General features: G+C 72.2%; 11 protein-coding genes. 4 read left to right on the plus strand and 7 right to left on the minus strand.

Features of this window, described 5'->3' with window-relative positions; all coding sequences use genetic code 11:
- Window positions 1–9: 9 nt before the first annotated feature.
- From AC5P1B_RS21895 to AC5P1B_RS21910, 4 genes are all read right to left on the minus strand, one after another.
- Window positions 10–984, minus strand: a complete 975-nt coding sequence (locus AC5P1B_RS21895; protein ID WP_493889033.1) for an SCO2278 family lipoprotein — start codon at window positions 982–984, stop codon at window positions 10–12.
- A gap of 249 nt (window positions 985–1,233) precedes the next feature.
- A complete protein-coding gene (locus tag AC5P1B_RS21900; RefSeq protein ID WP_493889035.1) occupies window positions 1,234–2,094 on the minus strand; it encodes a heme ABC transporter ATP-binding protein in 861 nt (286 codons plus the stop codon).
- Window positions 2,091–3,236, minus strand: a complete 1,146-nt coding sequence (locus tag AC5P1B_RS21905) for a FecCD family ABC transporter permease (protein ID WP_493889037.1) — start codon at window positions 3,234–3,236, stop codon at window positions 2,091–2,093. Before AC5P1B_RS21905 ends, AC5P1B_RS21900 begins: the two co-directional genes overlap by 4 nt.
- Window positions 3,233–4,276 (minus strand): heme/hemin ABC transporter substrate-binding protein, encoded by a 1,044-nt coding sequence (locus AC5P1B_RS21910; RefSeq protein WP_493889039.1) that lies wholly within the window; start codon window positions 4,274–4,276, stop codon window positions 3,233–3,235. The genes AC5P1B_RS21905 and AC5P1B_RS21910 overlap by 4 nt, the downstream gene beginning before the upstream one ends.
- Before the next feature lie 270 nt (window positions 4,277–4,546).
- On the opposite strand from AC5P1B_RS21910, the gene AC5P1B_RS21915 reads away from it, so the two are divergent.
- The 3 genes from AC5P1B_RS21915 to AC5P1B_RS21925 all read left to right on the plus strand — a co-directional run bounded on the left by AC5P1B_RS21915 (window position 4,547) and on the right by AC5P1B_RS21925 (window position 8,677).
- Complete coding sequence (locus AC5P1B_RS21915; RefSeq protein ID WP_493889040.1) at window positions 4,547–6,079, plus strand: HtaA domain-containing protein; 1,533 nt, start codon at window positions 4,547–4,549, stop codon at window positions 6,077–6,079.
- Window positions 6,080–6,285: 206 nt separating this feature from the next.
- Window positions 6,286–7,917, plus strand: coding sequence for an HtaA domain-containing protein (locus AC5P1B_RS21920; RefSeq protein WP_493889042.1), 1,632 nt, complete (start codon window positions 6,286–6,288; stop codon window positions 7,915–7,917).
- A gap of 340 nt (window positions 7,918–8,257) precedes the next feature.
- Window positions 8,258–8,677 (plus strand): DUF6924 domain-containing protein, encoded by a 420-nt coding sequence (locus AC5P1B_RS21925; RefSeq protein ID WP_493889043.1) that lies wholly within the window; start codon window positions 8,258–8,260, stop codon window positions 8,675–8,677.
- A gap of 167 nt (window positions 8,678–8,844) precedes the next feature.
- Here AC5P1B_RS21925 and AC5P1B_RS21930 read toward each other — a convergent pair whose 3' ends face one another.
- Window positions 8,845–9,528 carry a biliverdin-producing heme oxygenase gene (locus AC5P1B_RS21930; protein WP_493889044.1) on the minus strand — a complete coding sequence of 228 codons (684 nt, stop codon included), beginning with the start codon at window positions 9,526–9,528 and terminating at the stop codon, window positions 8,845–8,847.
- A gap of 276 nt (window positions 9,529–9,804) precedes the next feature.
- On the minus strand, window positions 9,805–10,662 hold the full coding sequence (gene map / locus AC5P1B_RS21935) for a type I methionyl aminopeptidase (protein ID WP_493889046.1): 858 nt from the start codon (window positions 10,660–10,662) through the stop codon (window positions 9,805–9,807).
- Between the two features lie 82 nt (window positions 10,663–10,744).
- On the opposite strand from map, the gene AC5P1B_RS21940 reads away from it, so the two are divergent.
- Window positions 10,745–10,987: a hypothetical protein gene (locus AC5P1B_RS21940; protein WP_493889207.1), complete on the plus strand. Its 243-nt coding sequence runs from the start codon at window positions 10,745–10,747 to the stop codon at window positions 10,985–10,987.
- Between the two features lie 194 nt (window positions 10,988–11,181).
- Here the strand turns inward: AC5P1B_RS21940 and AC5P1B_RS21945 are convergent, their stop codons facing one another.
- Window positions 11,182–11,472 carry a hypothetical protein gene (locus AC5P1B_RS21945; protein WP_493889048.1) on the minus strand — a complete coding sequence of 97 codons (291 nt, stop codon included), beginning with the start codon at window positions 11,470–11,472 and terminating at the stop codon, window positions 11,182–11,184.
- Window positions 11,473–11,535: the final 63 nt, after the last annotated feature.

An 11,535-nucleotide genomic window follows, 5' to 3' on the forward strand; every position in this document is an offset into this window, starting at 1 on the left:
AGTGGCGAACTACTCTCCCTTGGCCGCCGTCAGCCCCTCAAGCCGGTTGAGAAAGACCGCCTGCTGATCGGCCGCGTCCTTGACCGGCACCCGCACCACCGACTCGTACACCCTGGTCAGCGTGATCGACTTGCGGGCGTCGCCCGTCATCACCGCCTTGACCCGGTCGTCGGGCGCGGGCTTGAAGCCCTTGGCCATCGTCTGCTTCTGCCGGTGATGCGAGGCGAAGAAGACCATGCCGCCGCCGTCCTTGGTGCGCAGTCCCGCTGGAGCGAACTCCGCGCCCCGCGCCGCCGTGTCGATGTACTCCGTCCAGTACTTCGGGGTGCGCAGGTGCTTCTTGCGCGCGTCCCTCAGCCCGGAGGTCGCCGACCCGTCGGCGAACCTGTCGCCCTCGCCGGACATCAGGTAACTGGCGTACGCGGAGCTGAGCGCGTCAGGACGCACCGCGAGGCCCGAGTCGGCGCCGACCGGCACCGGCTGCGCGTAACCGTCCTTGTCCAGCTTGAAGTCGGGCACCTCGTCGTCGCTGAGGAGCGACAGATACGCGGCCTTCCACGGTGCTTCCGCCCCGTCCCGCGTGAACAGCAGCAGCCAGCGGCCGGGGCCGCGGTTGCTGCCCGCGTCGGCGAGGAAGAACTTCGGCCAGCCGGCCTGTTTCGGGATGGTGTACCGCGCGTCCTTCAGCTCCAGCGCGGACGCCCCCGGGTTGCCGTCCGGGTGCGCGGCCTGCTCCGCCGTCAGGTCGGCCTCGCCGATCTCCCGCAGCGGGCCGGTCTCCACCTGACGGATGATCTCCGGATCGGCCGCACGGTACGCCTTGTTGTACGTGTCGGTGAACCGCTTGAGTACCTTCGGGGCCTCGTCCTCGCTCACCGACGGGATGACCTCCCGCTCGCCGTGCACGGTCATGCACCCCGTCAGCGTCAGCAGCGCCGCGGCTGCCAGAGCGGTCAACTCCCGGCGGGGCAACCTGCGTGTCATGGGGCTCCTGCTCCTTCGGGGTCGCCTCGGACGGCGCAACCTTATACGGGGCGGGGAACACCGGCCGCGTGGGGACCGGGTACGGCGGCCGCACGGCGGTCCGTGACCGGTACGGCTGCCGCGACCGGCACGCGCGCGGGCGCCTGCGTGATCGCGAGCGGTGGCCGGGACCGGTGCCCGAGACCGGTGCCCGGGTGGCCGGTCCGGGTCGCTCGCCTCCCGTCAGGGACGGGCGTAGGCGACGTGTCGTCAAGGGGCGGCATCCCGTGGCTCGCGGCGCGGCAGCACCAGGGGCTCACCCGTACGCGGATGGGCCAGCACCTCCACGGGCTGCTGGTAGACGCGGGACAGCAGCTCCGCGTCGAGGACCACCGGCGGCGGCCCCTCGGCCGCGATCCGGCCCCCCTGGAGAACGGCCACACGGTCCGCGTACGCCGCCGCCAGGCCCAGGTCGTGCAGCACGACGACCACCGCGTCCCCGGCGGCCGCCCGTTCCCGGCACACCCGCAGCACCAGCTCCTGGTGGCGCAGGTCCAGCGCCGCGGTCGGCTCGTCGAGCAGCAGCAGGGGCGCGCGCTGGGCGAGCACCCTGGCGAGCGCCACCCGCGCGCGCTCACCGCCGGACAGCGCGCCGAAGGGCCGGTCGGCGAAGTCGGTGACCTCGGTCGCCGCCATGGCCGAGGCGACCGCCGGGTCATCCTCGTCCTCGGCGCGGGTGCCCGCCCACGGGGCGCGGCCCATCCGCACCACCTCTTCCACGGTGAAGGGGAAGGACAGCGACGCGGACTGCGGCAGCACGGCGCGGCGCAGCGCGAGTTCGGCGGCCGACCATTCGGCGACGGGGCGGCCGTCGATCCGTACGGTGCCGGACCGGGCGGGCAGGTCGGCGGCGAGCGCGGCCAGCAGCGTGGACTTGCCCGCTCCGTTCGGGCCCACCAGAGCGAGCACCTCGCCCGCCGTGACGGTGAGATCCACCTCGGTCAGCACCGCTCGCGCGGCGAGGGTGACGCCCAACTGCCGGGTCTCGGCAACAAGGCCGCCTCGCGCGGGCGGCGCGGGAACCTGCCGGGGGCGACCGGTGAGCAGACCGGCGAACGCGCGCGCCCTCATGCCCAGCCCCCTTGCCCGCGACGGGTCCCGCGCAGCAGCCAGAAGAAGAACGGGCTGCCGAAGAGCGCGGTCAGTACGCCCAGCGGGAGTTCGGCGGGCTGCGCCAACGTGCGGGCCGCCAGGTCGGCGGCGACCACCACCACCGCGCCGCCGAGCGCGCTGCCGGGCACCAGGAAGCGGTGTCCGGGCCCGGCCGCCATGCGCAGCAGGTGCGGCACGAGCAGCCCGACGAAGGTGATGATGCCCGCGACGGCGACCGCCGCCGCCGTCAGCAGCGCGACGAGCAGCACCACCCGCACCCGCAGCCGCTCCACATCGACCCCCAGGTGCCGGGCCGGGCGCTCGCCGAGTGCGAGCAGGTCCAGTTTCCGGGCGCACAGCGGAGCGGCGAGCAGGCCCGCCGCCGCGCAGGGCAGTACGGCGAGGACCTTCGGCCAGGTCGCCTGGGCCAGCGAGCCGAGTTGCCAGAAGGTGATCTCGGTGATCTGCGCGTTGTCGGCGTAGAAGACGGACAGGCCGATGAGCGCCCCGGCGAACGCGTTGACCGCGATGCCGGTGAGGATGAGCGTGACCACCTCCGTACGGCCGTCCGACCGCGACAGTCCGTAGACGAGCAGCACGGTCAGCAGTCCGGCGACGAAGGCGCACCCGGTGACCGTCCACTCGCCGAGGAAGGTCAGGCCCAGCGCGATCGAGCCGACGGCGCCGACCGCGGCGCCCGCCGAGATGCCGATCACCCCTGGCTCGGCGAGCGGATTGCCGAACCCGCCCTGCATCAGCGCACCCGCGCAGCCGAGCGAGGCACCGACGAGCAGGCCGAGGACGACGCGCGGCAGCCGGACGTTCCAGAGCACGCTCTCGCCGACCCGGTCGAGGGGGGAGCCGCCCAGGCCCACCCGGTGCAGGGCCGAAGCGACCACATCGCTCACGGGAATCCCGTACGCGCCGGTGGCGGCGGACAACAGGGCCAGCGCGAGCAGCGCGACGGCGAGCCCGGCGGTCAGCGCCGACGCGCGGCCGCGCCGCCGGGCCCCGGACGCGGGGAGAGCGGGAACGGGCCCGGGGGACTCGGGGAGCGCGGACTTCCGCGCGGGCCCCGGGGTCTGTGGGGCGCCACTTCCCGGCCGGGTGGACACCGTCACTGGTCATCCTTGTACAGCTGGTCCACCAGCGAGCGCAGCACCTCGTCGGTGCGGGGGCCGTAGTTGAGCAGGGTGCCGTCCTCGATGGAGACCACGCGGCGGTCCATCCCGGCCGGGGTCTCGGCGACGCCCGGCAGCTTGAGCAGCCCGTCCACGCCGCCGACCGAGTCAAGTCCCTTCGTCATCACGAGAAGCGCGTCGGGTGCGGCCTTCGCCAGGGCCTCGCTGGTGATCGGCGTGAAGTCCTTGTTCAGCCCCGACTCCTCGCCCGCGTCGACGGCGCCCGCCGCTTCGAGCAGCGAACCGGCCCCCGAATCGCGTCCGCCCAGCAGATAGACGGAGGCCGAGCCGCGCAGATAGAGGAAGGCGACACGCGGCCGCTTGCCGTCCGGCGACGGCTTGATGCCGGACCGTACGGCGTCGATCCGCCGCTCCGTGCGCTCGCGCAGCTGGTCCCCGGCCTTGCTGACGCCGAGCGCGGCGGCGACGGCGTCGATGCGGGTGGCGACGTCGGAGAGCTGCTTGGCCGGTTCGAGCACGATGAGCGGAACGCCCGCGTCCCGTATCTGGCCAATGGCCTCCGAAGGACCGGTGGTGGTGTCGGCCAGGACGACGGTGGGCTTGAGGGACAGCACGTTCTCGGCCGAGACGTCGTGGGCGCGCGTCACCACGGGAAGCCCCTTCGCCTGCGCGAAGTTGGCGGTGATGTCCCGGCCCACGACCTTGTCGCCCAGGCCGAGCGTGAACACGGTCTCGGACAGCGAGCCGGTCAGCGGCACGATCCGGTCGGTGCTGCGCACGGTCACCCGGTGTCCGTCGGCGGACCGGACGGTGGCCGGAAGACGCGGTGTGGGCTTCGCGGCCAGCGGCTCCAGCCGCTCGCCCGCGCTGTGCTTCTTCGCCGCGCCGTCGCCGGTGCTGCCACCGGCCGCCGTGCCGCCGCACCCGGTGAGCCCGGCCGCCAGGGCGAACACGGCGATGAGAACGCCGACATAGCGCGGGACGCCTGTCGGCGCACCCGCCGACTGCCGTTGATGCACGTGCTTGCCTCTCTGCCGTCCTTGCCGTTCCGGAGTCCTGCTGTCCTGCTGTCCTGCTGTCCTGCTGTCCTGATGTCGTGCTGTCCTGCTGCTCTGGAGCCGTGCTGCTTCAGGGCCTTGGAGCCCCGGGGCTTGGCTGTTCCGCTGTTCCGCTGTCCCGGCGGCCGGCCGCTGTGGCGCCGGGTCGCCCTGTCGGCCCGGGGTTCCGCCCGACCGAGCTATAGCTTAGGTTAGCCTTACCTTCATTGCTATGTACCGGGAGGGGCACCGATGCTGCCAGTCAGACCAACCCGTGCCTGCGCGCTCGCGCTGCTCGCCGGGCTGCTCGCGGCGCTGTCGCCCGGCACCGTCGCGCACGCGGCGGACCGTACGGTCTCCGGCGGGCGGCTCGACTGGGGCGTCAAGTCCTCCTTTCAGAGCTATGTGACCGGGCCGATCGCCCAGGGCGGTTGGAGCCTGCGCGGCGGTGCGGCGACGGTGGGGGAGAGCCAGTTCCGCTTCCACTCCGCGCAGGGCTCCTACGATCCGGGCAGCGGCGCGTTCAGCGCCGCGTTCTCCGGCGGGGTGCGCTTCGCCGGCCACCGCAAGACGAACGGCGCGTACGAACTCGACCTCACCTTGAGCCGGTTGACCGTCCGCACGCCGGGCGGCGGCAGCGGCACCCTCTACGCCGACATGGTCAGCAAGGCCAAGGGAAGCGGAAAGGTCACCACGACCAGCCAGGTACCGCTCGCCTCCCTCGACCTGTCCCGGGTGAACATGCGGGGCGGCGGCACCGCCGTCGTCCTCGACTCCGTCCCCGCGAAGCTCACCGAACGCGGCGCCCAGGCGTTCGCCGGCTACTACACGGCCGGGACCGCCCTGGACCCGGTGAGCCTGTCCGCCGACATCAAGCGCGGCGGCGAGAACAGCGGCGAGAACAGCGGAGAGAAGAACGAGCCGGGCTCGGGCTCGCGGCAGGACGGCGAGGACGGCGGTCGCGGAGAGGACGCGGAGAAGCGGCGGACGAAGTCCAACGGGGCGATCGAGGACGCCGCCGTCGACTGGGGCGTGCGCCGCACCTTCCGGGAGTACGTCACCGGGCCCATCGCGGACGGCCGCTGGAAGCTCTCCGATGGCGCCGAGGACGGTGGCGCGCTCTTCCGCTTCCCGCGCGGCAAGGGCGGCTACGACCAGCGCACGGGCCGCCTTGAGGCGACCTTCGCCGGGCAGACGCGCTTCACCGGCAAGGATCTCGACCTCGCGCTGAGCGGCGTCTCCGTCCGGGTCGCCGACGGCAAGGGCACCCTCTCGGCGGACGTGACGACCGGGAAGACCACCAGCAGGGAGGTGCCACTCGCCACCTTCGCGGCGAAGGGGCTGAAGGACCCGCGCCCCAAGAAGGGTCTGGTCTCCGTGCCGGAGGCGCCGACGAAGCTGACGAAGGAAGGCGCCACGGCGTTCAACGGGATGTATCGGGCGGGGACCGCCATGGACCCGGTCTCGCTCGCCGTCGCCGTAGACGAACAGGCCGCGCTGCCGCCGCTGCCCGACCTGGGCAGCGAGCCGAACGCGAAGGCGGGGGACGGGCGTTCCGCCGCGCCTGCCGCCGATGCCGCTGACTCCGCCCGGTCCGATGACTCCGGCGATTCCACCAGCTCCTCGTCGGCGATGCCGTGGATGGCCGCCGGGGTTGGAGTGCTCGTGGCGGGCGCCGCCGTCTTCCTCGCCCTCCGGAAGCGCCGCACCGGCACCGCCACCGCCTCGACCCCGGGCGCCGCCTCAGGCGGGACGGCGCCCGGCGAGGCGTCTCCCGACGACTGACCGCCCCCCCGCACGCCACCGAGCCCGCGCCGTACAGCGGCGGGCAAGGGCCGCCAGGCGCGGAACGCCGCGCACCCACACCGCACTCCGCCACCCACGCCGCACTACGCCAGCCGCACCGCACCGCACCGCACGCCAAGCGTCGAGTCTGACCGCGCCACCAGTGGTGAGCCTCAACGCGTCGACCAGCAAGGAGAGTCCTGCCGATGTCCGTCACCCCGTCCGTGCCCCGCAGAGCGCGGCGTACCACCGTCGCCCGCGTCGCCGCCATCGCCACCGCCGCCGCGTTCAGCGCCGCCGCGCTGAGCCTGCCCGCCACCGCCGCCACCGATGGCGCGGCGAGGGCGGACGGGCCGCCGCCGAAGCTGGAGCTGAAGAACGGCACCCTCGACTGGGGCGTGAAGGAGGGGTTCCGCAAGTACGTCAAGGGGCCGATAGCCGGTGGTGAGATCACCGTCGCCGACGGGGCCAAGCAGGCGCCCGGCAACGGCCCGTTCACGTTCACCGACGGCAAGGGCAGCTACGACACCGGCACCCACGCCGTAGCCACCGCCTTCAAGGGCAGCGTGCGCTTCACCGGCCACCACGGGGCACTCGACCTCAAGCTGAGCGACCTGAAGGTCAGTACCGAGAAGACCAAGGGCTCCATCACCGCCGACGTCTCGGCGAAGGACAAGGACACCGGCAAGGTCACCGACCGCGACGATGTCGCCCTCGCCACCCTCGACCTGACCGGCATCGAGCCGGGCAGGGGCGAGGGCGGCGCGATGACCTTCGCCGACATCCCCACGAAGCTGACGGCCGACGGATCGAAGGCGTTCAGCGGCATGTACGAGGAGGGCCAGGCGCTCGACCCGGCCACCCTGGCCGTGACGCCGGGCGGCCCGGTCAAGCCCGACCCGACCACCCCGCCTCCGACCGACCCCACGGGCAAGCCGACCACCAAGCCCACGAGCAAGCCCACCGGCAAGCCGACAGACAAGCCGACTGCCAAGCCCACCACCAAGCCGACGGCCAAGCCGACCGCCAAGCCCTCAACGCCGCCCGCCGGGAAGGGCGGGATCGTCACCGGCACCCTCGACTGGGGCGTGAAGGCGAAGTTCCGGAAGTACGTCACCGGCCCGATCGCGAACGGCAAGGTCACGCTCTCCGGTGGTGCCACGCAGCGCGCCGACGCCTATCGCTTCCCCCGGGGCACGGGCTCCTACGACGGCGCCCAGAAGTCCCTCGACGCGAAGTTCGCCGGAGCGGTCCGGTTCACCGGCCACCAGGGCAAGCTCGACCTGAAGTTCAGCGACCTCAAGGTGAAGGCGAAGGGCACCGCGGGCACGCTGGTCGCTGACGTCTCCTCCAAGGACAAGGACAGCGGCAAGGTCACCACGACGGGCGATCAGGCCGTCGCCGACCTGAAGCTGTCCGCGGGCGCGCTCACCGCGAAGAACAAGGTGGTCTCGCTCAAGGCCGTCCCCGCCAAGCTGACCAAGGGCGGCGCGAAGGCGTTCGGCGGCTTCTACGAGCCGGGTGACGCGCTCGACCCGGTCACCCTGGCCGTATCGCTCGACAAGAACGCGATACTGCCCTCCGGTTCGGGTTCCGGTTCCACCGGTTCAGGACCGGAGGCGGGAGCGGGCACGGACAGCGACTCCAGCGCGTACGGCGGCAGCGGCGGGGTCACCGGGGGCGACACGACCGGCGGCGGCTCGCTGGCCGCCACGGGTTCCGGCACCCCCGTCGGCGCCCTGCTGGGCGCGGCGGGCGCGCTCGTCGTCGGAGGTGCCGCCGCCACGTACGCCGTACGCCGCCGCGCGGCCGGTGTGACCGGCGTGTCCGGCGCGTAGGGCAGGCGCCCCGCACGACTCCGGCCGGAGCGCGCCCGGTCCTGACCGCTCCGCGCGCTCCGGTCCGGGCTCCAGCTCCGTTCCGGTTCCGGTTCCGGTTCCACCTCTGGTTCCGGCGCGAGACCAACGCCCGTCCGTCGCAAGGGCGTTGCCGCACCACCCCCACGCCGCGCCCGCGTTCACCGGTCCGTCCACCGGTGGGCGCGGGCGCTTTTCCACCCCGTCTGCGGGCCGTTGTCAGAGGTGGCGTCTACGGTGAAGTCGCCAGTGGGACCGTGCGGCTTGGCGGCCACACGGTCCGGACAAGGGCGCGACTGTCGCTGTGAGGAAAGGCTCGTCGATGAACAAACTGCCGGATGCCGCCGCTCCGTTCCTGGTGCGCACCGACTACTCCCAGCAAGAGGCCTGGGAGGCGGTCCGCGCGGCGATCTCCTCAGGCGGCGGTGAAGACTACATACCCGACCTGGAGTTCATCGACGACTCGGCCTATGACGGTCTGACGCCCGCGCAGATCCTGGACCTGCTGCCCGAGGGGCACGATCACTCGCTGCTCGTCGTGGTCGACAAGACCGCCATGGCCTCGGCGGAGATGCCGCTGCTCGCCATCGACCTGTGGCACGATCGCGGTCGCGAGACGCGCATCATCGCGACCATGCTCTGCGACCTGGAGTGCAACCTCTCGATCGCCAACATGGACTTCTTCGAGTTCGCCGACTCCGCCTCGGCCGACGGCGTCTTCCGGGGCTTTCGAAGCGCCTAGCGGGCGTCCGGGGGAAGCGGCCTTGGCACAGCGAAAGAGGTGTGCCCCGTCAGGGGCGCGCGGAACTGCGCGATCAGCTATGACGCACCCGCAGTCCGCGTCACACGGACAGGGGCTCCCTCCGCCCCGGAGGCGGCTCAGTGGCCCCCGGGGCGCGGACCAGCGGCTCAGGCGCTCAGTGGACCCCTGTGGTCGGTGCCGAAGTGCTCGCCGAGTTCCTGGAACACGGCCGTGTTCAGCGCGAACGCCTGCTTGCACTCGTCGACCACGCGCTGCTTCTCCAGGTCGTCCACCGGCAGGGCGTCGAGCAGCGCGCGGTACTCCCGCTTGAACGTGGCGGGGTTGCCGATGCCGGTGAACACGTAGAACCGGACGCCGTCGCCCTTGCGCGCGAAGCCCCACGTCTTCTCCGCCGTGTCGCGGATGATCTGACCGCCGGAGAGGTCGCCGAGGTAGCGGGTGTAGTGGTGGGCGACGAAACCGGCGGGCCAGTCCCGTGCGCACTCCTCGACGCGCGCCGCGTACGCCGCCGTGGCGGGCAGCGGCTCCAGGCCGGTGCGCCAGGACGGGCCGCCCAGGTGGGCCAGGTCGCGCTCCAGCTCGGCGGTGCGGGCCAGCTCGGGCTGGATGAAGGGGCCGGCGACCGGGTCCCCGGTGAGCCGCTCGGAGGCGGCCTCCAGGCTCCGGTAGACGAACCACAGCTGTTCGGTGTAGCGCTGATAGGCGCCGACACCGAGCTTTCCGCCCAGCATCGCGCTCATGAAGGCTGAGGTCTCGGCCTCCACGTGCTGCGCGTGGGAGGCGGTGCGGATCAGCGTGGAGAACGGGACGGGGGCGGATGCGGCGTCCAAGGCGGACCTCCGGGGACCGAGGGGACGGGAACGGGCAGGGACGAGCGGAGGCGGCGCCCGAGGTCGGCGCCACTGCCCCTCAATTCTGTCTACTTAGGCTTACCTAAGTCAATTAGTTCCCGACGTACTGTCGGTAAAACCTTACCGCGACGGCCCGTACCCGGCGACTTTCAGCGGCACCGGGCAGCGCTGGGTGGTGCTGGGTGGGTGTTCGGCAGGAAAAGGGGTGCGGCGGGTGCGGCGGTAAGGGACTCAGCGTGATCCGCCGGACACGGGCTACGGCAGGGTGAGGATCTCCGCCCCGGTGTCGGTCACCACGAGCGTGTGCTCGAACTGCGCCGTGCGCTTGCGGTCCTTGGTGACGACGGTCCAGCCGTCCTCCCACATGTCGTACTCGTAGGTCCCCAGCGTCAGCATCGGCTCGATCGTGAACGTCATGCCCGTCTTGATCTCGGTCGTGTGGTGCGGGCTGTCGTAGTGCGGGACGATCAGGCCCGAGTGGAACGCCGTGCTGATGCCGTGCCCGGTGAAGTCGCGGACGACCCCGTAGCCGAACCGCTTCGCGTACGACTCGATGACCCTGCCGATGATGTTGATCTGACGGCCGGGCTTGACCGCCTTGATGGCGCGGTTCAGCGACTCGCGGGTGCGCTCCACCAGCAGCCGGGACTCCTCGTCCACCTCGCCGCACAGGTAGGTGGCGTTGTTGTCGCCGTGTACGCCGCCGATGAACGCGGTGACGTCGAGGTTGACGATGTCGCCGTCGCGGAGCACGGTCGAGTCGGGGATGCCGTGGCAGATCACCTCGTTGACCGAGGAGCACAGCGACTTGGGGTAGCGCCGGTAGCCGAGCGTCGAGGGGTAGGCGCCGTGGTCGCACATGAACTCGTGGGCGACCCGGTCGAGTTCGTCGGTCGTCACGCCGGGGGCGATGTGCCGCGCCGCTTCCTCCATGGCCTGCGCGGCGACGCGCCCGGCGATCCGCATGCGCTCGATCGTGTCGGCGTCCTGGACCTCCGGCCCCGTGTACGGCGTCGGAGCGTCCTTGCCGACATACTCGGGCCGCGGGATGGAAGCGGGGACGTTGCGGGCGGGGGAGAGCTGCCCCGGGACAAGAAGTGACTGGCCAGACATGCCAGCGAGTGTATCCACGACACATCGGGCACGATGGCGGCAAGTGAGCCAGCACACGTCAGCGACGACAGGAGAGGCCGGGATGGCGCTGTTCAAGAGGCGTACGACGGGCAAGCCCGGTGAGTGGTTCTACTGCCTCCAGCACCAGCGGGTGGAGGAAGGGCCCGAGTGCCGCGCGGCCGACCGCATGGGGCCTTACGCCTCCCGCGAGGAGGCCGGGCACGCGATGGAGCGGGCGGCTGAGCGGAACCGGGAATGGCGCGAGGACGCGCGCTGGAAGGACACCGGCGGCGCCCCGTCCGGCAGCGCCGGGGACGAGGCGTAGCGCCCGGCGCGCACCGGGCAGAGCCGGTGCGCGCCGGACGTGAGCGGCCCCGGCGCGTGCTGTGCGTGGGCCGAGGACCGGGGCGCGGTGGCCGGGCCCCGGCTCCCCGGTGGCAGCCCCGCCGGGGAGGGCACCGCCGGCCCTCCCCGGCGGGGCTGCCGCGTCAGGGACGCCCGGTACCGCGACGGCTGTGATCAGGAGTCACTGGTGCCGGCGACTGCCAGGGGCAGCGAGGGAGCTTCCGAGTTGTCCACCTGTGCGGCCTGGTCCTTGACGTCGTTGCACTGGTTGGTGCGGGCCTCGTCCAGCAGCTCCACGATGACGATGACGTCGATGTCCTGCGCGGTCAGGCAGATGTCATCGATGGGAGCGATGTTCGTGTGGAAGTCCGGCGCGCCGTTGTCCACGGCGACCGCGGGGGAGGCGGCCAAGCCGGTGGCGGCGATTGTCAGGAGCGAGCCGACGAGGGCCTTCTTGGCGTTCATGCGATTGACCTTTCACAACGGGGATTGCCGCGCGGATGTCGGCACTGCGACTAACTCCCGTGG

The sequence above is a fragment of the Streptomyces sp. A01 genome (genome assembly GCF_059026195.1).